This window comes from Nostoc sp. FACHB-133, from assembly GCF_014698055.1.
Taxonomy (GTDB): domain Bacteria; phylum Cyanobacteriota; class Cyanobacteriia; order Cyanobacteriales; family Nostocaceae; genus Nostoc.
Genome location: NZ_JACJSH010000005.1, coordinates 101,480 through 125,798, shown reverse-complemented (window position 1 = coordinate 125,798; position 24,319 = coordinate 101,480). Strand labels below are relative to the sequence as shown.

The following is a 24,319-nucleotide window of genomic DNA, read 5'->3' as shown; positions in this document are numbered from 1 at the left end:
CTAATTCGTAATTCGTAATTCGTAGTTCGTAATTAAGAGGGTCAGAATCTAGCTTTATATTTGTAGACTTATTTTGGAGAATTAGTGCTATTCCTCCTATGTTTTTGAAACCAGGGTGGTGAATAGCCTTCACTAAATTGATGGATGGCTGTGGTAATTTGGGGTTGTTCTAACCATTTTTGTAGGCGTTGCATGGCGAATTCAGTTTGGTGTCGCAAATCTTGACCGATAAATGTGTCAAAATATTGTTTACTTTCAGCGATCGCTTCCGGTGAAGAATAAAATAAACGTTGAATCTGGCGGTTGAGTGTATCGTTCATCCCATCACTAGCAATTTCGTCCACCAGTCCCAAATTTTTGGCTTCGTTTCCATCAATACCTCTAGAACTAAGGGTGAGATATTTCACCTGGGAGGAGGAAATACGACACAATAAAAAGGGCGTAATTACAGCAGGAATCATCCCCACCAAGACTTCTGACAGCATGAATAGGACATTTTCCTCGGCGAGTACGATGTCGGAGGCGGCGACTATACCCACACCACCACCTGTAACATTACCTGTCACACAGGTGATAACTGGTTTAGGAGAACTATAAATTAGTAATAGGCAATCACGAAAGGCTTGCAGTGGTGCTAAATTAGGACGGGAACCATTGGCAAAGATGGCGTTAAAGTCCATCCCTGTACAAAAGTCAGCACCTATACTAGAAATTACAATAACTCGACAGGTAGGCTCGGCGATCGCATTTTGCAAAGCTTGATAAAACTGTGCCAACATTTCGCCGTTCAAAGCATTACCGGCTTCTGGTGCTGATAATGTGATGTGAGCGACTCCTGAATCTATTTGATACTCAATTACTTTTAACTTTAGCTCCATTCGTATTGCCTGTAGTAATTTTTTACCTGTTTTAATACCAGTAGTTCCTGTCCGGCGTAGAGTTTGTCATAAGCTTCTTGAAAACTGTCTCTTTTGGGCTGATAATCAGGCGCATCAATATATTTTTCTCGTGCGTATTCTAAAAGTTCGTATTCCATCAGAGATAATGGCAAACGTTCTTGCAAATGACAGTCAATATCCAAAGAACGGATGTATTCAACTGCACCTGGACTAACAGTGCCGCGATAGAATTCACCTTGACAACCAGAACCGTAGGCGAAAATCGAAATGCGATCGCCTGCGTGTAAATCCTGGGCATGATGTAACAAACTCAGCAAACACAAGAAAGTAGATGAACCATAGGTACTACCTACCTGCTGGGCGAAGTAAATACCTTCCTGTACCTTTTTTTGATAATTCTCCTCATAGATTTTCGAGTCGTTAACGTCAAATAAACTCAGCAAAGTCCGATGCGCTTGTAAGGGCATCCCCGGAAATGGTGTGTGATAAATGTGCTTTTGAAAATCTTTGTCATAATCTACTCCCCCCACAAGTTTTTCGTAGTGGGTGTAAGAGGCTTCCAAAGCGTCTAAGTAAGAGTAAAGACTGGTTTGATTGTCGCCAATTTCGACTCTCGCAGTCGGACGAAAGGTATCAGAAATTTCATCAGTCCAAAAGCCTGCGGGATGCAAGTCAATTTCAAATACCTTGGGGTCGGTACTAATTAGCATGGCAATAGCCGCACCACCGCCAATAAAATTATCACGGTCATCAAGGTGGGGACGGCTATAGTCACAGCCGATAACTAATGCCTTTTTACCGGGGGTGAGTCCTCCTTGCAGCCACATTGCTGCTGTTTTGACGGCTGCTGTCAAGCCGTAGCAGGCGTGTTTGAGTTCAAAGCTGCGGCAATGGGGAGGTAAATTACAATATCGATGCACCCAAGTAGATACAGGTTTGCCAAAATCCACAGCCGATTCTGTCGCCACAATCAACAGTTCGATATCCCGCGCATCTTCTGGGGAAAGAAGGCGCTTGGCTGCATTCACCGATAAGGTAACTGTATCCTCGTAAGCAGGAATTACAGAACGTGTCTTTACCTTTACTTGCTTAAACACGTAATCCAAATCCTTGCCTTGCAACTTAGCTAATTCCAGCACATCAGCACAGAAACGCCCAGCGTATAAATTAATTTTCTCGATTCCTACTCGTTGCATAAATTTTCCTCCTTTTTGCTAAAGGATCTGATCACTGCCGGATCGAGCCAGTACCGCTTCCGTTGAAAGGGATAAGTTGGCAAGACCACACGACGACGCTGATATCCTTGTTCAAACCTTTGCCAATCAATTGCTACACCGTTAATGTAAAGTGCAATCAGGCTACGTAACAATACTGTCCAATCATCAATAGACTTCTTGCATAAGTCGGGAAAAGGGGAAGGGGGAAGGGGAAAAAGTTCTGTATTGTTCCCTTCCCCTTTAACCTTTACCCTTTTCCCCCCTGTTGCAAAAAGCACTTTTGCAAGAGGTCTAATGGATTGTAACCAATTGCCTTGCTGCTGGATCTCCGATAATTGCGTATCAGAGCCAATTTCTAAGAATAAATTACACCCTTTTTGTGTAATGGCTAACATAGCTCCTTTAAATAACGCTGGTGCTTGCCAGCATCGTCTCCAGTGGTCAATGTCTGGGATATAGTCAGCAGCTAACAGTTGCCCATAGAAGGTTGACACCATCGGAATTTGGGGCACTTGGAATTTCACCTGCTTGGCAATTAACTCGAATTCTGCCCACGATTCCTGCTGAGTAATTAACCGCAAGCCATCTTCCAGACTGAACACGCCAGCCACACAAGCGGCGATATATTCACCAACTCCACCACCCATGACTACACTAGGTTGTACGCCCCAACTGCACCAAAGTTGGGCTAAGGCGTATCCCAAGGCGAATACAGCAGGACGAGCGTAACGGGGTTGTGTTAACAGTGATTCATCTTCGAGGATTGCAAGTAGGGATTGTTGAAGATGAGGTTGTAGGAGGCGATCGCAATCTTCTATAATTTGGCGAAACTGCGGCTGAGTTTCGTAAAACTGCTTACCCATACCAACATACTGGGAACCTTCACCAGCAAAAATAAAAGCGACTTTTGGCTGGCGTTGAGTATCTACCTTACCGTAGAGTACATCAGCAATTTGTTCTCCTGCATTGAAAGCAGCGAGGGTATCTCGTAACTGCGCCTGAGAATTGACCACAAATGCTAGACGATGAGCAAAATTGCTGCGTCCCACATTAGCGGTGTAGCAGATATCAGCCAAGCGATCGCCAATATTTTCCTGTAAATATTGGTGGTAACGCCCAATCAAGTTTTGCAAAGCTGATTCACTTTTTGCCGACAGCGTAAGTATATGCAAAGGACGCTCAATTATAATTTCTTCTCCCCTGCTCCCCTGCTCCTCTGCTCCCCTGCTCCCCTGCTCCCCTGCTCCCCTGCTCCCCTGCTCCCCTGCTCCCCTGCTCCCCTGCTCCCCTGCTCCTCTGCTCCCCTGCTCCCTTGCTCCCCTGCTCCCCTGCTCCCTTGCTCCCCTGCTCTCCTGCTCCCCTGCTCCCCCTGCTTTCTCCAAGGGTGCTTCTTCCACAATTGCATGAACATTAGTGCCACCAAAACCAAAAGAACTGATCCCTGCCAATCGCGGCTGCTCTGCTCGTTTCCACAGTTGCAAGGAGGTGGGAATTTGTAGCTGGGTTTGCTCTAAATTCAACACGGGATTGATAGTTTGCAAGTTGAGGTGAGGAGGAATCTGTTCTCGATGCAACAACAGCACTAGTTTAATGAAACCAGCTATCCCTGCGGCTGCTTCTAAGTGACCAATATTAGTTTTCACAGAACTGATCCGGCAAGGCTGATTGTCAGTGCGACCTTCCTTGAGTACTGTCCACAGGGATTCTACTTCAATGGCATCACCCAAAGCTGTGCCTGTACCGTGGGCTTCAACGTAACTGATGCGGTCGGGAGTGACGGCAGCATTTTGTAAGGCTTGGCGAATTACAGCCTGTTGGGCTAAACCATTGGGAGCAGTTAAACCATTGCTGCGTCCATCTTGATTGACAGCAGAACCACGCACCAGAGCCAGAATATGGTCGCCATCTTTGAGAGCATCGGATAAACGTTTGAGTACGACTACGCCACAGCCTTCTCCCCGGACATAACCATCAGCTCGGTGGTCAAATGTTTTGCAGTGTCCATCAGCAGCCATCATCCCAGCTTGGGAGCAGGCAACGGTAGTCAGTGGTGAGAGGATGATATTTACACCCCCTGCTAATGCCATATCACATTTACCGTTCCGCAAACTTTGACAGGCTAAATCAACCGCTACCAAAGAAGAAGAACAAGCGGTATCAACTGCCATGCTTGGCCCGCGCAAATCTAAGAGATAGGAAAGACGGTTTGCTGCAATACTCAAAGCCATTCCCGTACCGCCCCGTGGAGGTGGCTCTAGTTGTAGTGTGAAGTAATCCCAAGTGCTGATACCTGTGAATACTCCTGTTTGACTACCCGCCAGCTGGTCGGAACTATAGCCTGCGTGTTCCAAAGCTTCCCAGGAAACTTCTAAGAGTAGGCGTTGCTGGGGGTCTATATTCTGGGCTTCGCTGGCAGAGATACCAAAAAATTGGGGGTCAAAATGGTCTACATGATTGATGAAGCCGCCCCAGCGAGTATTCATCGTACCAGGGAAAGACAAGTCTGGATCGTAAAATTCATCTACATCCCAGCGATCGCCCGGTACTTCTCGAATTGCATCTGTGCCATTACACAAAAGTTGCCAGAAACTTTCTAAATCATCGGCTTCAGGGAATCTACAACTCATCCCCACAACAGCAATTGCTTCTGTAGATGATAATTCCCTACTCTCCACAGTCGGCGGTAATGCAGTTGTCGCAAATATCCCCAGTTCTTTACCTAAATACTCTGTCAAATTTGAGATGCTGGGATAGTCAAAAATCAAAGCTGCGGGTAAAGTTTTATCTACCAACTTTCCGAGAGCGTTTCGCAATTCTACCGCCATCAGGGAATCCATACCCATTTCTTGCAAAGGGCGTTCTGCATCAATGGGGCGGCTAATATCTAACCTCAGCACTCTCACCACTTGGGCTTGTACGGCTGACATCAACAATTCCCGGCGATCGCTCACTGGTGTAGATTCCAATTGCCGCAGTAAGAAGGGCTGAGATGGTGATTGACTCACCTTGGTAGTCAACTGCTGTAACAATGGTAGTTGTATAGCTGTAGAGAATTTATCCCAGGCGATCGGCACGACTCCGGCTTGAGTTTTCCCTTGTTTGAGCAGTTCTTCTAAGGCTTGCAATCCCTGTTTTGGAGTAATGTAACTAACTCCGTTCTCAGTACTCCAAAGGTTGCGATGATTTAAATCAGCTGCCATACCTGCATCTGACCAAGGCCCCCAATTGATACTCAAAGCGGGTAAGCCTTGATGTCGTCGATAATGAGCTAGTGTATCTAAATACATATTGGCGGCGGCGTAGTTCCCTTGACCTGGGGAGCCTACTAAAGAAGCCACCGACGAAAACATGACGAAGAAATCTAGGGGATAGTCACGGCTGAGAAGATGCAAATTCCAAGCCCCATCGATTTTGGGAGCTAATACTTTGGCGAACCTTTCCCAAGTTTGTCGCAGTAGTATGCCATCGTCTAAGACTCCTGCTGCATGGATAATGCCGCGTAAGGGATAATTCAGGTTGTGTAATACGGTGCTAAGTTCAGCTTGATTGGTGACATCTGCTAAAGCAACCTGAATGTGTGCGCCCTCCTGTTCCATCTCCTGAATAGCTACTTGCGCTTGTTCTCCAGGAGAACGACGGCTGAGTAATAACAGATGACGCGCCCCCTTTTCTAGCAGCCAACGGGCTACTTGTAATCCCAAAGCACCTAATCCACCTGTAATTAAGTACGTACCATCGGTTTGGAGGCTCAAAGGTGAGGTTGATACAGTTGCGACTGTCCGCGCCAGTCGAGCCACATAACGTTGCTGTTGACGAAAAGCTAGTTGATTTTCTTGGGTCTTTGATTGAGATAGTTCGGCGGCCAGTAGGTTAGCCGCTTCCTCTGGAGTGCTTGCTGGGTCTATATCTATGATGCCTCCCCAGATTTCAGCAGACTCCATTGCTATGACTCGACTCATACCCCAAAGCGGTGCTGCGGCGATCGCTAGTTCTTTGGTAATTTCTCCTACTGGTTGTGCGCCTTGGGTTACTAGCCATAGTTTGACTGCTGGTAATTCTACTTGTGCCAAGGCTTGGAGTAGGTCTAGTACGCTACCACAATTAACTAATTGTTCAGTATTATCCAAACTCCAAAGATGGACAATCTGTAAGTTGGAGACTTTAGAGACGCGATGAATCGCGTCTGTACAAGAATGATGAATTGGGTCTGTACAGTAGAGTATGGTGGTGGTGTGTCCTTGGGCTTGTAGTATGCGTTCTAGGGTTTCACCGATGCCGGAGCGATCGCTAAAAATTAACCAATGGGTAGGAGCAATAGTTTGGTGTTTGCTTAATAATGGTTGCGGTTGCCATTGGATTTCGTACAGCCAATCTGATAATTCTGAAGCGGTGGTGGAAATAACATGAGACTGTATTGGCTCAATCCAATAGCGTTTGCGTTGCCAAGGATAGGTCGGTAACTGTACAAATTTACCGCCATTGGGATACAAGTTATCCCAGGTTATTTTGTGTCCTAAAGTGTAGAGTTTGGCTAATGACCTGAAGCTGACTGTAGAATCTCCTCGCCGCATGGTTGGTAAAACTGTTCCCTGCTGCTGAGTCTGACTGAGGCACTCCAGCATATCTTTGGCGAGGACAGAATGAGGGGCAACTTCTACAAACAGGTCGTATCCAGCTTGGATCAGACTATCCATTGCCTCGGCAAACCGTACAGATTGCCGCATATTCCGCCCCCAATAGGCAGCGTCAAAAAGAGGTAGGGGGGCAGGGGAATCTTCTGGTTGACAGCTAACAGTGGAGAAAATCTGCAAATATGGCGATTTTGGCTGAATATCTTGAATAATCTTCTCTAATTGTCGACTGTAGGCATCCATCTGCGGGCAGTGAAAAGCATAATTCACTGGTAGGCGGCGGCAGAATACTCCTTGCTGTTCGACTTTTTCTAGGATAATTTCAATTGCCTCAGATGCACCGGAGATGACTGTTGAAGAGGGACTGTTGATGGCAGCGATCGCTATTTTGTCTTGATAAGGTGCAATCAATTCTGCCACTGCTTTGTGTGCTAAATGCAGCATTGCCATTTTGCCGTGGCCTGTTGCTTGCTGCATCAGTTTGGCACGTTGTATCACAATCCACAAAGCATCTGCCAAAGTCAACACACCCGCCACGTAAGCAGCTGTAATTTCCCCAACGCTGTGACCTACAACTGCACTCGGTTCCACACCCCAAGCCCGCCACAGCGCCACTAGTGCCACTTGCATAGATAAAATCGCAGGTTGAGCAATTTCTGTTTCATCCAGACGGGATTTCTCTGGCGGTGCCGACAGTTCGGCAATTAGCGACCAAGATGTATGAGATTGGATAATGCGATCGCACTCTTCCAAAGCCTCCCGGAATACAGGCTCCTGCGTCAATAGTTCTTGCCCCATACCCAGCCATTGGGAACCCTGTCCAGAAAACACAAAGGCAATTTGCTGGCGACGGCTAGAACCTTGATATCCCCAATTAACATCAGAATTGGGAATATCTTCTAGAAAATCATGAAGTTGATTAGCTAATTCTTCCGCCGAATTTCCCACCAACCCCAAACGATATTCGTAATGAACGCGCCGCAAACTAGCTGTATAACAAATATCCTCAAGCTGTAGCAGTTTTTCTGCAAGCAAATCCCGATAAGCCTTAGCTAAATCCTTTAGCGCCTCTGGACTTTTAGCAGATAACGGTAAAAAGCAATACCGTTGTAAAGAGTCAGCCGTAGCTGATAAATTAAATACTCCCCCTGCTTCCCCTGCTTCCCCTGCTCCCCCTGCTTTCTCCCAAGGTGCTGCTTCCAAAACCACATGAGCATTAGTCCCACTCATGCCAAAGGAGCTAACCCCAGCCAGCAGTCGGTCTGAAGTCCAGGGAGTAAGCTGAGTAGGAATAACTAACGGTAATTCCTGCCAATCGATATGCGGATTTGCTTGTTTGAAATGTAGATGGGGTGGAATTTGTCGATGCTGTAAAGCCAGAACTACTTTCATAATTCCAGCAATCCCAGCCGCGGCTTCTAAATGTCCAATGTTGGTCTTGACAGAACCAACAATTAATGAATTATCTTGACTCCTGCCAGCACAAAGTACCGATGCTAAGGCACGAATCTCTATTGGGTCGCCTAAGACAGTTCCCGTACCGTGGGCTTCCACATAACCAATTTCCTGGGGTTGTACTGCCGCCGCCGCTAATGCTTGGCGAATCACTGCTTGTTGAGCCGAGCCGTTGGGGGCAGTCATACCGTTGCTGCGTCCGTCTTGATTAACGGCGGAACCACGAATCAAACCAAGGATGCGATCGCCATCTGCTAAAGCATCCCGCAAACGCTTGAGTACGACGACACCACAGCCTTCTCCTCGTCCGTAGCCATCGGCAGCAGCATCAAAAGTTTTGCAACGACCGTCTGCTGCTAAGGCTTTCACCTGACAAAAATAAATCGTGGTTTCTGGAGCCAGCATCAAGTTGACACCACCAGCCAAAGCCAAATTACACTCGCGTTTACGTAAGCTTTCACAAGCTAGGTGAATGGCTGTGAGGGAAGATGAACAAGCTGTATCTATGGTGATGCTTGGCCCCTGTAACCCAAAAACGTAAGACAGACGACCAGAAACTACGCTGGGAGTGCAACCAATAAACGAGTAAGCATCAATGCGATTGGGGTCGCCGCTATTGATGTGGAAGCGGGCGTAGTCGTTGGTGGAAATGCCAATAAATACGCCAGTGGCACTACCTTCTAATTTCTCTGTGCTTTGTCCGGCATTTTCTAAGGCTTCCCAGGCAACTTCCAGCAACAATCGCTGTTGCGGGTCTATACTGACTGCTTCTCGCGGCGCAATCCCAAAGAAATCGGCATCAAAGCCATCAACTTGGTCGATAAAGCTACCCCGACGGGTGTACATTTTACCAGGGGTATCAGGATGAGGCGTATAGTAGCTATCGACCGACCAGCGATCGCTGGGAATTTCCCGGCTAGCATCAATACCTTGGCTCAATAATTGCCAATAGGTTTCGAGGTTGTTAACTCCTCCGGGAAATCGGCATCCCATACCGACAATGGCGATCGCTTCTTGCCGATCCTGTTCAATGGCATCAAGCTTGGTGCGGAGTTCCTTTAGGGCGACTAATGCCCGCCGTAGCTGGTCAGTACGTTCTGGGGTGTTCATCTTCATGACTCATTAAGAGTTGCCAGTTCTTGAGCTAGTAAGGCTTCTAGCTCATCTTCGGAAAACTGTTCCATTTGCTCTACAGCCAAGTTAATCTTGCTGGGAGCAGTAGGTAGTTCCTTTGTTGCGGACGATGGGATTTTGAGAATCACTAACTCAGCTAAATACTCAGACAAGCTTTCTAGGCTGGGATACTCAAAGACGAGGGTTGCAGGTAATGTTACTTTCAACAATTCCATGAGGGCGTTTCGCAGTTCCACTGCTGTCAGAGAATCCATACCCATTGTGTTAAAAGGCTTTTTCCCATCTACCTGGGCTGATTTCATCCGCAAGACTTTGGCAACCTCCCCTTGTACGGCTTCAAATATTAAGTCTTTGCGTCTGCCGGGAGGAGCGTTTTCTAAACGTTCGTATAACTGGGATGCTGGCGAAGATTTAGGTTGAGAAGAAAGCAGAGATTCTGGATGGACGAGCAGAGCAGAAAAAATATTTTCGTTATAAGCCCCTTCCCTTGTGGGCAAAAGTCCATTTTCTTTCCCCTCTGCTCCCCATCCCCTCTGCCCCTCTGCCTCTTTTTTTCCTCTAGGAAAGGCTTGAGTAAACTTGCTCCACTGCACTGGCATGACGGCAACTTGCGCGACATTTTCAGTCAGTAGTTGTTCTAAAATTTTCAAACTTTGTTGCCAATCAATTGTATCTACGCCCCAAGTTGCCCAGCGTCGGACAATAGGATTATCTTGATGCCCCCAAGGTGCCCAGTTAACGCTCAGAGCAGGTAAACCCAGAGATTGACGATAGTGGGCTAAAGCATCAACAAAAGCGTTAGCCGCAGCGTAATTACCTTGTCCAGGCGAACCTAGTAGGCATAATGCTGAAGAAAACATTACAAAGAAATCTAAGGGGATTTCCTGAGTGAGAATATGCAGATTCCAGGCTCCTGTTACCTTGGCTGCGAGGACTCTACCAAATCCATCTCGTGTTTGATGTAAAAGTATGCTGTCTTCGTGTATACCTTCGGTATGGATGATACCAGATAGACTTGGCAGTTTGTCTTCAATATATTGAAAGACATTTGCGACTTGTTCTGACTTGGAGCTACTGAAGTTAAATAATACTACAGTTGGATTAATTGCGTGCATTTGCTTGAGGCGATCGCAAATTTCTGATGCAGGTTCTCCTTCACCCATCAACACCAGATGTTCAGCGCCTTTTTCAATTAGCCAACTGGCAAGATTCACGTGAATATCATCAAAACAACCCGTAATTAAATACGTAGCATTAGATTTAATTTTTATAGGTTCTACTGAGAATGACGGTTGATAGCGCAACAACCGAGGTACATAGCGTTGTCCAGCCCGGAAAGCCACTTGTTCTTCAGTTGGATGGTTAATTTCAGTCCACAAACTAGATGCTTGCTCGACTAAGCTAGTTCCTGGATCTAAATCGATTAATCCTCCCCACAAATCTGGGTGTTCTACAGCTAGGGTTCTTCCCAATCCCCAGAGAGGAGTTTGGGCAATACTCAATTCTCCTGGTTTTAACTCCACGGGTACACAACCCCGTGTGACTAACCATAATTTGGGTTGCTGAGATAACTCTGCGGCGACTAAAGCTTGAAGCAGAGCGGGGAAACTGGCAGAAGTTTTATCTGTTAAAGTCGAATCTATTCCCCACAGATAGATTACACCACGCCATTCTTGCTCTTTTGCACAATTCTTGAACAGTTGTTCCAAGTCTTGGCGATGATATTCCTGACTGGCAAAGACTAACTTGCAAGTTTGCCCAGATTGTTCTATTAACTCGGCTAATTCTACTGCGATCGCACTGTGGTCAGCTAGGATCAGCCAATGCCCCATTGCAGTAGCTTGGATAGACGGCTGTAGGACTTTTGATTGCCATTTAATTTCATACAGCCAATCATGTAAACTCTTCTGGGCAATGCGCTGTAAAGCTTTTCTGGGCGCACGTTTGAGGTGCATTTTCTCAACTTGGGCTACCACCTCACCAGCCGGATTTACAATGCAGGCATCCACGTCAAAGGTTTCTGGGTGGGGTGTATTACCAATGTGCAGACGCATATATGACCACAACTCAGTCGTGGGTTGCCCGTAAAAGCACAACTTATCTAAACCAATGGGGATGAACACATCATCTTCACTGGGTAAGTCAGCCAAAAACAACTGCAAGCAAGCATCAAATTGGGCTGGGTGCATATTATAATCACCCGCCTCTGCCATGATGGATACTGGCATTTGAATTTTTGCTAATACTTCGTCCTGGAGTTTCCAGAGTGTTTCTATACCCAAAAAGCTAGAGCCAAATTCTAGTCCGCGTTTGTGTAAGCAAGGATAGAACACTTCACCGGATAGTTCTTGCAGACTGCGTTCTTGTAGTGCTGTGGGTGAGAAATCTGCAATGATTTGGTGTTCTGGTAGAGACTCAACTCGCAGCTTACCAGATGCGTGGAGATTCCAAGCGGTTCCGTCTTCTTTTTCCGGGGATGCCAAGCTGAAGATTTGGAAAGTATATCCTTTATCGTCTGGTGTGAGAAGTAATTGTGTAGTGCGGGTTTCACCCTCTGCCAGTACGAATGCCTCGCGGATAGCAACTTGTTCTAAAACACAAACACCTTGACCAAGAACTTCGGTAGCTGCTGCCCAAGCCATCTCTAAGTAGGCAACTGTGGGCACTACTACCATACCGTAGATACGGTGATCGTCAATAAAGGGTACATCAACTGTGCTGAGTTGTCTCTCAAAGATAATTGTGTCAGCTAAGGGCGATCGCAATCGTTGACCGAGTAAGGGATGTAATAGTTTTTGCAGGGGCGATCGCTTTTTCTGCCCATCACTTACCCAATAACGCTGTCTTTGCCAAGGATAATTCGGCAAAATCACCTGAGAACGCGGATAATCAGCCTCAAACCGCCGCCAATCAACCTCTACCCCCGCCACATACAACTGTGCTACCGAATCTAACAACTGCTGCCAATCCTCTCTACCTTTACGCAGCGAAGCCAGCCATAATCCTTCCATATCCAACTGTTCGGGACACTCGCGCCGTGCCATTCCCAACAGTGTCGGATGGGAACCGACTTCTATAAATACCTCATATCGTGCTTGATACAATGTCTGCATACTGGCTGCAAATTGCACACTTGCGAGGATATGCTCTACCCAATAAGTTGCATTTGACATTTCCTCACGTCTGACAATCTTACCTGTGACATTGGAAATAATATCTAATTGCGGCTGTTGATATTTTACTGATGCTGCTACTTTGGCAAACTCTATCAGCATTGCCTGCATTAAGGGCGAGTGGAAAGCATGGGATACTTGCAATCTTCTGGTTTCAATACCCTGACTTTCTAATTTTTGCAGCACTGTTGTGAGTATCTCTAATTCCCCAGATAAAACAATGCTGTATTCGCCATTGATGGCGGCAATACTCAACTGTTGTGGATAGTCAGCAATTAACGGTGTAACTTGCTCTAATGTGGTGAATACTGCTGCCATTCCTCCACCTTGAGGTAGTCTTTGCATTAAAGCAGCACGTTGCACAATCAGTTTGAGCGCGTCTTCTAGGGAAAAAATACCAGCAATGCAAGCAGCGACATACTCACCAACACTGTGACCAAGTACAGCATGAGGACGGATACCCCAAGACAACCAAAGTTGAGCAAGAGCGTATTCTATAGCGAATAATGCAACTTGGGTGTAGGCGGTTTGGTCAAGGCGAGTATCTTCTAAATTGTCAGAGAATATCACCTGTAAAATTGATTCGCCTAACAAAGGTTGCAGTAAGGTATCGCACTGGTCGAGTGTTTGGCGGAAACTGGGCTGAGTTTGGTAAAGTTGCCGACCCATGTGGCAATACTGTGACCCTTGTCCAGTAAAGAGAAAAGCAATTTTTTTGGTTTGCTGGCTAGCCTGTCCGTGATGGATACCGATGACTTCGGTGGTATCCAGGTAGGCTTGCAACTGTTGTTGCATTTGTGCGTTGTCTGCGGCGATGATTGCAAGGCGATGTGAGAAATGGGTTCTGCCAACTTGTGAGGCGTGGGTGATGTTGCCAAGAAGTATATCTGGGTGAGATGAAAAGTATTTGATGTAGCGTTGTGCAATTTCACTCAAAGCTTCGGGATGTTTGGCTGACAGTGTTAATAGATGTAAAGGACGCTCAATTAATTTTGAATACTTCCAAAATTCCCCCCCTGCTTCCCCTGCCTCCCCTGCTCCCTCTACTTTCTTCACAGGTGCTTCTTCTAGTACTACATGAGCATTTGTCCCGCTTGCACCAAAGGAACTTACCCCAGCAATGCGGCGTTGTTCGTGTGGTAGCCAAGATGTCAGCTCAGTCGGAACTGCAACTGGTAAATCCTGCCAAGCAATGTGAGGGTTGGGTGTTTGGAAATGCAGATGTGGGGGAATTTCTTGATGCTGTAGCGCTAAAGCTACTTTAATGATGCCAGCTACACCTGCTGCTGCTTCTGTATGACCAATATTGGTTTTGACAGACCCTAACATTAGGGGTTGATTAGCTGTTTTTTCTTTACCAAACACTGCACCCAAGGCATTTACCTCAATGGGATCTCCCAAAGATGTGCCAGTACCGTGGGTTTCGATGTAGCTAACTTGATGGGGTTCCAGTCCGGCGTTGGCTAATGCTTGCCGTACTACTGCTTGTTGTGCTAATCCGTTGGGTACGGTGAGACCACTACTAGAACCATCTTGATTGACTGCCGAACCGCGAATCAAAGCTACGATGTTGTTACCGTCGGCTAATGCTTGGGAAAGGCGTTTCAGTACCAAAACACCGCAACCTTCGGAACGTCCAAAACCATCCGCACTGCTATCAAAGGTTTTGCAACGTCCGTCAGTAGCAATCATCTTGGCTTTACACAGCCTGACGTTCATCTCTGGTATGACAATTAGGTTAACACCAGCTGCGATCGCCAAATCACTTTCTTGATTACGCAGACTTTGACAAGCTAAATGAACTGCTACTAAAGATGATGAACAGGCGGTTTCTACAGCTAAACTCGGCCCCTGTAATCCTAAAAAATAAGATAATCTACCAGCCGCAAAATTAATTGCTCCGCCAGAATTTGTATAAGCATTTATCAGTTCATCATCTGCAAGACCAGTCTGCAATTGCAGGTAATCTGTTGTGGTAATACCAACAAAAACGCCTGTTTTACTTCTGTGCAATTGATTCAGGAGAATCCCAGCATTTTCTAGCGCTTCCCAGCTGACTTCCAACATTAACCGTTGCTGGGGGTCGAGACTCTGTGCTTCCCGTGGCGAGATACCGAAAAATTCTGGATCGAATTTGTCGATTTGACCAATAAAACCACCATATCGGGAATACATTTTGCCTGGTGCATCAGGATTAGGGTCATAATATGCGTCTGCATCCCAGCGGTCTGGCGGAATTTCGCTAATAGCGTCAACACCGTTACGAAGATTCTGCCAAAATGCTTCAGGGTTATCACTTCCACCAGGAAATCGGCAACCCATACCAATAATCGCAATAGGTTCGATGTTTAACAGTTCGATTCCATCAGTTTTGGTACGCATTTGTTGTACCAAGAGCGCTAGTTTAGTAGCTGAAAGATTCTTGATGCGCTCCGGAAGTTTACCCATAATTGTTTCCCCTAGTTTTACCCTGATGCTGGGATGAAGAATTAAATTAACGACCTATGGACGCAGATGATACTTATATACTTTGTTGTTCAATTTTAGTCTTAATTTTAGTTAAAAAATTAGCAGCTTCTCGACCATTAATAACTCTGTGATCGTAAGCTAGTCCTAAATTAATATAGCTACGATTATTGACATTTTGTTCAGAATCTAAATAAACTTCTTCTTGGATTCCTCCAAGAGATAACATACAACTTTGAGAAGGCAAAATGATCGGAATTGTTACCAGAGAATCTTTATCCATATTAATAGAAAGAGAAATATTTCCCTGATTCAATTCTTCTTCATTAAACTGACCACGCATCGCTTTCAATCTGAAGTCCATCAATTTATTGGCGATATCTGTTAGAGATATTTCACCGACATTTTTAATTACAGGAATAAATAATCCTTTGCCTAGATCAAGGGTAACTCCGATATTAGCTACTTCTCCAGGCATGAATCTATTGTCATCAATTAAACTACCAAAGAAAAACGGAAATTCTGATAGTAAAGTAGCTGTGATTTTAATTAATAGTTCTGGTAAGCCGATAATAATATCATGTTTTTTCCCATAGTCACTTAACATTTTAGTTGCAGCATCGCCGTAGATTTTCATCAACAAAAATGCTTTGGGAATTTGTGTATGCGATTGGGTGACTACGCGGGCGATCGCCATTTGTTGGCGAGATATTTCTAAACCTTTAACTTCATCTCGACTCTGTTCGTTAACTAACTTTTCAATATCTGGCCTTTTAATAATATTCTTACCTAATTTTCTGATATTTTCTTCAGAAATACCATGTTTATCAATTAATTCTTGAGCAACCTTGGTAATAGTTAAAGATTTATCATCCGTTGTCTTTGCTTTCTTTCCTGAGTTTTTGAGAAAATCTTGTCTTTCTACTTCAGTTTCAAATAAATATCCAATGATATCTCCAGGTTTGCATTCATCACCAGCTTCAGGTAAAGTATGCAAAATACCCTCTGCTTCACTCTCTAAATCAAAAGCTGCTTTGGACGTTTCAAATACTGCGATCGCTTCTTCTTTATTTACTGGCTTACCTATATCAGACAACCAGTATAACAATGTATAGCTTTCATCATTATTATTAAATTTTGGCAGAATTATCTCATACATATAATACGGCTTCCTTGACAGAATTGCAAATATCTTCCTTCTGCACAATCACCTGCTTCTCTAAATGAGCCGAAGAAGGAATAATACTATTTTTTGAGTGAACTAATTTGACAGGATTTTTTAACTTACCCCAAAGCCTACTGTAGATTTGATGAGCAACTTCACTCCCCCACGTACCGCCAGCTACACTATCTTCCACAATAAAGATATGAGTGCTATCTGCTAATAAATCGATGATGGTTTCTAATTCAAAAGGATATAGTTGACTAGGAACAATAATCTGAGTTTCAATTTCCCAATCAATAAATAATTCTCGCGCCGCAGCTAAACATCTTGGTACTAATCCCCCTGGTGAAATTAGCAAGCAGTTATTTTCTTCAAAACTATCGGCATAAATTCTAGCGAAATTCTTGGCAGAATCTAAAAATTCATAACTAAACAGATCGTCAATCAATCCATCAGTATAAATTCTTTGAGTATAGAGTACCTTATCTTCAAAAAAGATGCAGGGGTAAGTTAAATTAACCAACTTTTCAAACACTGCAATATTATCATGCAATGGCGATAATTCAAATAAATATAAATTGGGAATACCAACAAAATGCTTTTGCAAACTTTGGCTATGAGTCGGGCCATATCCTCTGTTACCACCCACTGCACAGCGAACAATCATATTTAAGTCTAATTTTGTGCCATACATTGATACAGATTTAGAAGCAAAGTTTAAAATCTGATCGAATCCCAAGGCAATGAAATCACCAAACATGATTTCGATAATAGGTTTATTGCCACACAAAGCTAAACCACCACCTATTCCCACAATTGCTTCTTCGCTAATTGGTGTAGTTAAAACTCTATCTGGGTAATTAGAAGATAATCCCTTTGCAACTTTGAATGCTCCTCCATAAGGGTCGAGGATATCTTCACCAATTAAAAAAACTTGAGGATCTACAGCAAATATATGATGTAGGGCACGATTTAAATTCTCAACAACTCGCTCAGTTCTCTTTAGAGTAGTTTCCATTGTACTAATTCTCTAGATTCAACATCTCTAATCAAGCTACTTATTTCAGTTTTAACTTTTAGCTCTATCCGCTCAAATTGGTCGGAATATTGCTGCTGATAAACTGAATACCAATCCCATTTTTGAATTCTTTCTAGTTCTTGAATATCTCGTGTATCGTCACCTTTACTATGGGGGCCGACTCGATTAGTATCAAATTCAATTACTAAGGGCAAAGATTTAGTTCTAGCGGCTTGAATGTGAGGGCTAATCAGCGTCCTAATCTCGTTAATATCTATTGAGTCTACTTTTAAATAATTAATTCCAAAACCTTGAACACGACCTGCGATTGTGCCTGCCATTTGCAGTTGAGTAGGAGTAGACTGAGCTATTTTGTTATTTTCTACAATTACTAAAACAGGTAAACTCCATAATTGGGAAATATTCAGAGCTTCGTAAACTCCTCCTTCGCCCCAAGTACCATCACCAATGTGAACTACAGCCATCCCGAAGTTAACTTGGCGACGTAAATGCAAGGCTATTCCAGCAGCTACAGGCAAACTTTCGCCTTGAATTCCTGTAGATAAATAATTTTTTCTGTAAATGTGCTGACTTCCACCTACACCATGACAAACTGCACCTTCTTTGCCCATAATTTCTGCTAACAAGCCTTCAGGATCTTCAAATCTTGCGAGGTAATGGCCGTGTCCGCGATGATTGCTGAGGATGAAGTCACTATCAGTTAAAACTGTTTTGAGTGCTACAGGGATGTATTCTTGACCAAGGCAAGTATGGGTTGTACCGTTTAATTTACCACTAGAAAATAGCTCTAAAAGTGATAATTCAAAGTGACGAATCATCAGTATGATTGCTAAGTCATTATCTGAAATTGGAGTCAGTTTTTGAGTTTCTCGGATTGGGGGGAGGGTATCAAGTTTCATGGCTGATGCTGGGGTGTAGAAAAAGCTCACGCAGAAGGTAATTTTAGAGGTTAAGATTCGACTCCTTTTTGAAGTAGAATTTGGCGAGCGTCTGCGAAGGATTTTACAGATTTCACATCGTCAACGGTGAAGACTATATCGTATGCTTCTTCTATAGCCATTACTAGCTTCATGTGCGCCATACTGTTCCAATTTTTGAGAGTATTGGGGCTGAGTTGATCTGTGATTTCTAAAGGGGAGATGTTTAATACATCTGAGAAAATTTCTGTTAGGGTTTCCAAAGCTACCTCCGGGAATTAAATTGTTAAGGTTTCTAGTAGTTGCTCAGATATAGCTTTCAATATTTCTGGTTTTTTATGATTAATGAAAAAATGCTCTCCCTCAATCATCTGCAAGGTAAATTTTCCAGATGTTTGGTCTTGCCATGAAGCAATATCTTCTATATTTACCATTTCGTCTTGCAGTCCACCAAAGGCGGAAATGGAACAATTTAATGGTAAGTCAGGAGTATATTCATAAGTTTCAATAATTGAAAAGTCTGCTTTAAGAACTGGCAAAAATAACTGCATGATTTCTTGGTTATTTAAAATCTCCTTGGGGATGGCTTTGTAGCGCTTGTTGATTTCATCGATAAATAAGTTATCTGGTAAATGATGTGTGGGTTTTAGAAAACATGGAGTTTGTGGAGCGCGGCTACCAGAAACAAATAAATGTCTGGGTTCTAAATTATGTTGTCTGCTAAAGCGACGAGCCGCTTCAAAACACAGCAATGCTCCCATGCTATGACCATAAAAAACAAATGGCATATCCAGGTAGGGTAATAACCCTGGAACCATTGCTTCTATTAAGGTAATGAGATGGGAAAATGGCTTTTCTTTGATGCGAGTATCGTGTCCTGGAAGCAGAACTTGGCATACTTCTACATCTGAAGGTAAGCCATTAACCCAATCTCGAAATAATGAAGTACCACCCCCAGCATAAGGAAAGCAAAAGAAGCGAAGTTTAGCTTTTGTATTTGGTTTTGGTGAAAAAATCCAGGTGTTAAGTTCTTTGGTAGCAGTCATCGCTGAAATAAAATTTTTGGAAGAGTGTTTGATTCTTAGTGAATTTTAGATTTTAGATTTTGGCTTGAAAATTCCAAACTTAAAATCTCAAAAGTCTGAAACAAGCCCCAATCTATCCTGGAAAAACACTCCGCGAACAGGTATCGGTTAAATCTAAAATCCAAAATCCAAAATTATTTAGACTTTGACTGCATTCATTCGCTTTTCCATTTTTCTCATTTCTTTTCGCTCAAGAAAAGAATCGCGAGGCATCAAAATAAAGTAAATTGACATGATGGAAGTTAAGCCTACTTCATTATACGTTCTAAAGAGCAAGTATAAACTTGTAATCAAAATTGACACAATAAAAAATGTGCTGAGAATCGCTAATATTTTTTTGATTCCTGACATTTGAGAGATGTTATCTAAAACGGTGTAGATAATAGACATTGCTTTTTCTCCTAAAAAAAACTAGTTCAAAAATAACTGTGTTACTGCGTCTTCGGAAAGCGATTCTATTTGCAAGAAAAGCTCATCTAAGCTATTGCTTTGATTTTGTGATGTTGGCTGTGTAGATATATCTTGGGTTGTTTCAAGATGTTGATGGAAAATTGGAGCTAGTACTTCTTGTGTTAGATAGTTAGCTAGCATTTCGATGTTGGGATAATCAAAAGCTAGGGTTGAAGGTAGGGGATGGTTTAAACTTGCTTCTAGCCGATTTTTTAGTTGGATAGACATAAGAGAATCCATACCCATTTGGAAAAATCCTTGCTGGTTTTCGGGAGGATTTTCTGGGTCGAGATCCAAAATCTCACTCACTATCATTTGCAGATGAGTGATGAGTAAGTTGTGGCGATCGCCTGCTAAACTCTTCTCTAGCTGCAACAATAGCTCTGACTTGATTACAGCGTTATTTTCTTGTTTTTTCTGCGGTTGTCCCAACTCTTCTAGTAGCGGTCTGTGTCGTCTGACTTCATAAGTGGGTTTAAAGATACTCCAGTCAACATCTGCGACTGTTTTTTGTACTACACCTGATTGCAAACATAACTTCAACGCTTCTAGGGTTTGTGTGACAGCCATCGGTTTTAACCCGACACGCGACCACAGGCTTTGGATTTCAGCTGCAACAACGTTTATCTCATCCCAACTACCCCAGTTAACACTCAATGCTGGTAAGTTGTTTCCTTGGCGATAATGAGCCAAAATATCCAAAAAGTGGTTTGCTGACGCATAAGGCGCAAGTCCGCTAGAACCCCAGATGGCGGCGGCTGAGGAAAATAAAATCAAAAAGTCTAGTTGGAGATTTTGAGTCAACTGATGCAATATCCAAGTACCGCTAACTTTGGCTGCTAATACATTTTGATATGTGCTTAAACTCATCTCTGCCAAGTTTTGAGGGATAGAAATCCCAGCCGCATGGATGATGCCGCGCCAGTGAGTATTGCTAGCAAATACAGCTTGCATCTGCCTAAAGTTGCTGACATCCGCTTGCACAACTTTAACTGTTGCACCTTGAGCTTCTAATGTTTGAATGGCTGTAATTGCCTTTTTGTGCTTGTCATCTGGCGGTAAGGTATCCCATAAAGAACGCTCTGGCAATCCTTGTCTGCCGGTGAGAACTAGGTGTCTTGCACCTTTGGCGACTAACCAAGCTGCTAGCTTTAAACCTAGTCCTCCTAAACCACCTGTGATTAAGTAAGTGCCATCGGCATTAAATTCTGTTAACGGCTTCAATGCCTTTGGCACGGTACTGGTGACGAGACGTGCAACATATCTTTGACCATCACGCCAAGAAATTTGATCCTCTCCGTCGGCTGTTTGGATTTCTGCCAACAGCATGGCTGCTTGGTCTGCGGTGGTTTTATCAAGGTCAATTAAACCACCCCACAGTTCTGGGTGTTCCAGTGCTATCACCCTTCCCATTCCCCATAAAAGTGATTGGGGTAGCGCCTGAGAATTGAGAGAAGATTTCACTGGTTGGGTGTTTTGCGTGACTAACCATAAATGCGGCCAGTCTGACGCGGGATTTTTCACCAAGGCTTGAACCAAGTGCAGCACGCTACCGCAGAGTAACTTTTCGGCATCTTGCAAGGATGTTTCGGTGACTTGTGCTGAAGCAATATCCAGGCTCCACAAATGCACGATTCCCCGCAGAGGTAGCTGACTGTTTGCCTTTGCATCTTTGATTAGTTGCTGCAAATCTTCGGGATCGCTAGGATTGATTGTGAAATATCCTTGTGAAGATTGGCTGTAACTATTGCCAGGTATCACAAAGTGACAAGTTGCACCTTGCGCCTGTAATTGGGATGCTAAGGCAATACCTAAGCCTTGAGTATCGCCAAAAATCAACCACAAACTATCTTGGCTATTTTTACTAGTGGAATTTTGTTGTGGTTTTGACCGCCAAGTTAGATCATAGAATAAATCGGTGCATTCTTCTGATAGTGCAGATTTATTCGTTTCTTCTGGAGGTGGCGTTTTGCGGGCAATTTTTCTATCTAACCAGTATCGCTGACGTTGCCAGGGATAAGTGGGTAGTTGAATGTGGTTGCCACCGTCGGGATAGAGTTTGCGCCAATTTACAGGATATCCCGCAGTATACATCGCACCAAGGGAATTGAGCATCACAGCTAATTCATCTTCGTTGCGTTTGAGGGAAGGAAGTACAACACCTTGGCGATCGCTATACTGTAGTCCTTGCTCAATGGCTGTGGTTAAAATTGGATGGGGGCTAATTTCGAGAAAAACCTCATGTCCTTCACCTATCAAGCTTTGAATAGCCGTCGAGAACAATACAGGCTCTCGTAAATTCTTTACCCAATAGGTTGTATCTAAATCCAAGCCATCAATTAATTTACCTGTGACTGTGGAATAGATGGGGATAGTTGCTGCTTGGGGTTGAATTTCTTGTAAAAGTTGCCGCAGTTCCTCTTGTAAAGGTTCCATTTGCGGACTGTGGGAAGCGACATCTACTTTCACTAAGCGGCAAAAAATATTTTTGGCTTGTAAATTCGCCAGAATAGTTTCTATCGCCTTGGGATCGCCTGATAAAACAGTGGATGTCGGGCCATTGCTCACGGCTACAGATACGCAGTCTTCATAGCCAACTATCACCTTTTGGGCTTGTTCCAACGACAGACCAACCACAGCCATTGCACCCTGACCGCTAACGCGTTTAATTACTTGGCTGCGCTTACAGATAATCTTGGCGGCATCGTCTAAGTTTAAAGCACCTGCGATATAAGCTGCTGCTACTTCACCCATGCTGTGACCGACGACAGCCGCAGGTTTAATCCCCCATGATTGCCAAAGCATTGCCAAGGCTATCTCAACGGCAAATAAGGTTGGTTGGATAACATCAATTTCTGTTAAACGCGAGTCCGCCTCGTCAAGTATCAATTGTTCCAGCAATGACCAATTTGTATACTGACCGATAGCTTCGTCACACTGAACTATAGCAGCCTTAAATACAGGTTCTTGCTGCAATAACTTGCGCCCCATACCCAACCACTGAGAACCTTGTCCAGGGAAGATAAAAATCGGTAGATGCTGACGATCTGGAGTTTGGATACCCGTTGTAATCTGGGAATGTAGTTCTCCGTGGAGATATGTTTCTAGTAACTGCGATAGTTCATCGCGCGAACGAGCTAACAAGCTCAGGCGGTGAGTATGATGACAGCGGCGGACGCTGGCAGTGTAGCAAATGTCTCGTAGAGTTTCTCCTTGATTGCTAAGAAAGTCTTGATAGGACTTTGCTAAACACTTTAAAGCTTCTGAACTCCTGGCTGAAATAGGTAGTAAATAATACCCATCATCCTCATGTTTGACCCTATCCCCAGTTGGCGCTTCCTCAAGAATCGCATGGGCATTAGTCCCTCCCAGCCCTAGAGCTGTCACTCCAGCGCGGCGGGGGATTTGATTGGTTTGCCAAGGCGAGAGTTTTTTATTGACGTAAAAGGGACTACTGGCAAAATCAATGCGGGGATTTGGTTGGTTAAAGTTAATACTGGGTGGTATCTGCTGGTGTTTCAAAGCCAGAATCAGCTTGATTAGTCCAGCCATACCCGATGCTACATCCAAATGACCGATATTTGGCTTGACCGAACCGATGGCTACGCCCGCCGCAGGCATCGCACAAAATCCCTGTTTTTGAGTTTGTGTGTGAAATGCCTGGGTTAAGGCATCGATTTCGATGGGGTCGCCAATGGGTGTACCAGTGCCATGAGCTTCGATATATGAGATGGTTTCAGGACTAATCCCAGCTTTGGATAGAGCATCAATGATGGCGTTTTTTTGTCCGATTACCCCTGGTGCAGTGTAACTAGTTTTGAGGGCACCATCATTGTTAATTGCTGTTGCCCGAATGATAGCGTGAATGCGATCGCCATCTTCTAAAGCATTCGCTAACTTCTTCAAAACGACAATTCCACCACCGCTACCAAAAACAGTCCCCCCAGCCTCGGCATCAAAAGCGCGGCAATGTCCATCAGGGGAAACAATACCACCACCACGATAGTAATAACCAGCACGATGAGGTACTCTGACGGAAATTGCTCCAGCCAAAGCCATATCGCAGTCGCCATTCAACAAGCCTTGACAAGCTAAATGTACTGCAACTAAGGAAGTGGAACAAGCCGTTTGGACTGTGACGCTAGGCCCTCTCAAATTTAATCTGTAAGATACGCGACTGGTGAGAAAGTCTTTGTCACTGCCAACGAAGGTTTCTAGGAAGCTTTCAAAATCAAGTTTAGGACGCAAGCGATCGCTTAAAATGCAATCCAGGATATAAGTATTAATACTTGCTCCTGCATAAAAACCGATGGGGCTTTCATAGTTCTCAGGGTCGCACCCAGCATCTTCTAGAGCTTCCCAAGCACACTCTAGAAATACACGATGTTGAGGATCAATGAGTTTGGCTTCTCTGGGTGAATAGCCAAAGAATCCGGCATCGAAGTATTCCACATTGTCAATCATCGGACTGGCTTTGACATACTTGGGATCGTTGAGGGTAGAAGCATCTACACCTTCCGCCGTTAGTTCCTCATCGCTAAAAAATGAAATACATTCAACCCCATTTTTGAGATTTTGCCAGTATTCATCCAGGTTGTTTGCTTTGGGGAAACGTCCCGACATCCCGATAATGGCGATCGCTTTTTCGTTAAAGTTATTAGACAACTCTAATCCACCTACTTGATTTT

At 44.2% G+C, this 24,319-nt stretch carries 11 protein-coding genes; all 11 read right to left on the bottom strand.

Annotated features, from left to right (window positions below):
• Positions 1 to 68: 68 nt before the first annotated feature.
• The 11 genes from H6G86_RS06235 to H6G86_RS06185 all read right to left on the bottom strand — a co-directional run bounded on the left by H6G86_RS06235 (position 69) and on the right by H6G86_RS06185 (position 24,296).
• On the bottom strand, positions 69 to 878 hold the full coding sequence (locus H6G86_RS06235) for an enoyl-CoA hydratase/isomerase family protein (RefSeq protein WP_190933596.1): 810 nt from the start codon (positions 876 to 878) through the stop codon (positions 69 to 71).
• Positions 869 to 2,095, bottom strand: a complete 1,227-nt coding sequence (locus tag H6G86_RS06230; protein ID WP_190933595.1) for a hydroxymethylglutaryl-CoA synthase family protein — start codon at positions 2,093 to 2,095, stop codon at positions 869 to 871. The genes H6G86_RS06235 and H6G86_RS06230 overlap by 10 nt, the downstream gene beginning before the upstream one ends.
• Positions 2,083 to 9,318, bottom strand: coding sequence for a type I polyketide synthase (locus tag H6G86_RS38555; protein ID WP_190933594.1), 7,236 nt, complete (start codon positions 9,316 to 9,318; stop codon positions 2,083 to 2,085). The genes H6G86_RS06230 and H6G86_RS38555 overlap by 13 nt, the downstream gene beginning before the upstream one ends.
• Positions 9,315 to 14,957, bottom strand: a complete 5,643-nt coding sequence (locus H6G86_RS06220; RefSeq protein WP_190933593.1) for a type I polyketide synthase — start codon at positions 14,955 to 14,957, stop codon at positions 9,315 to 9,317. Before H6G86_RS06220 ends, H6G86_RS38555 begins: the two co-directional genes overlap by 4 nt.
• Positions 14,958 to 15,030: 73 nt before the next feature.
• Positions 15,031 to 16,134 carry a 2-oxo acid dehydrogenase subunit E2 gene (locus tag H6G86_RS06215; protein ID WP_190933592.1) on the bottom strand — a complete coding sequence of 368 codons (1,104 nt, stop codon included), beginning with the start codon at positions 16,132 to 16,134 and terminating at the stop codon, positions 15,031 to 15,033.
• Complete coding sequence (locus tag H6G86_RS06210) at positions 16,127 to 17,158, bottom strand: alpha-ketoacid dehydrogenase subunit beta (RefSeq protein WP_190933591.1); 1,032 nt, start codon at positions 17,156 to 17,158, stop codon at positions 16,127 to 16,129. Before H6G86_RS06210 ends, H6G86_RS06215 begins: the two co-directional genes overlap by 8 nt.
• Positions 17,143 to 18,078 carry a thiamine pyrophosphate-dependent dehydrogenase E1 component subunit alpha gene (locus H6G86_RS06205; protein ID WP_190933590.1) on the bottom strand — a complete coding sequence of 312 codons (936 nt, stop codon included), beginning with the start codon at positions 18,076 to 18,078 and terminating at the stop codon, positions 17,143 to 17,145. Before H6G86_RS06205 ends, H6G86_RS06210 begins: the two co-directional genes overlap by 16 nt.
• Positions 18,079 to 18,128: 50 nt before the next feature.
• Positions 18,129 to 18,359, bottom strand: coding sequence for an acyl carrier protein (locus H6G86_RS06200; RefSeq protein WP_073644287.1), 231 nt, complete (start codon positions 18,357 to 18,359; stop codon positions 18,129 to 18,131).
• Positions 18,360 to 18,374: 15 nt separating this feature from the next.
• A complete protein-coding gene (locus tag H6G86_RS06195) occupies positions 18,375 to 19,142 on the bottom strand; it encodes a thioesterase II family protein (RefSeq protein ID WP_190933589.1) in 768 nt (255 codons plus the stop codon).
• Between the two features lie 177 nt (positions 19,143 to 19,319).
• A complete protein-coding gene (locus H6G86_RS06190) occupies positions 19,320 to 19,571 on the bottom strand; it encodes a hypothetical protein (protein WP_190933588.1) in 252 nt (83 codons plus the stop codon).
• A gap of 21 nt (positions 19,572 to 19,592) precedes the next feature.
• On the bottom strand, positions 19,593 to 24,296 hold the full coding sequence (locus H6G86_RS06185) for a type I polyketide synthase (RefSeq protein ID WP_190933587.1): 4,704 nt from the start codon (positions 24,294 to 24,296) through the stop codon (positions 19,593 to 19,595).
• Between the last annotated feature and the right edge of the window lie 23 nt (positions 24,297 to 24,319).

Bases quoted from the DNA above. Each gene is read 5' to 3' on its own strand.
- H6G86_RS06235 (WP_190933596.1), bottom strand. From the start codon at position 878: ATGGAGCTAAAGTTAAAAGTAATTGAGTATCAAATAGATTCAGGAGTC.
- H6G86_RS06230 (WP_190933595.1), bottom strand. From the start codon at position 2,095: ATGCAACGAGTAGGAATCGAGAAAATTAATTTATACGCTGGGCGTTTC.
- H6G86_RS38555 (WP_190933594.1), bottom strand. From the start codon at position 9,318: ATGAAGATGAACACCCCAGAACGTACTGACCAGCTACGGCGGGCATTA.
- H6G86_RS06220 (WP_190933593.1), bottom strand. From the start codon at position 14,957: ATGGGTAAACTTCCGGAGCGCATCAAGAATCTTTCAGCTACTAAACTA.
- H6G86_RS06215 (WP_190933592.1), bottom strand. From the start codon at position 16,134: ATGTATGAGATAATTCTGCCAAAATTTAATAATAATGATGAAAGCTAT.
- H6G86_RS06210 (WP_190933591.1), bottom strand. From the start codon at position 17,158: ATGGAAACTACTCTAAAGAGAACTGAGCGAGTTGTTGAGAATTTAAAT.
- H6G86_RS06205 (WP_190933590.1), bottom strand. From the start codon at position 18,078: ATGAAACTTGATACCCTCCCCCCAATCCGAGAAACTCAAAAACTGACT.
- H6G86_RS06195 (WP_190933589.1), bottom strand. From the start codon at position 19,142: ATGACTGCTACCAAAGAACTTAACACCTGGATTTTTTCACCAAAACCA.
- H6G86_RS06190 (WP_190933588.1), bottom strand. From the start codon at position 19,571: ATGTCTATTATCTACACCGTTTTAGATAACATCTCTCAAATGTCAGGA.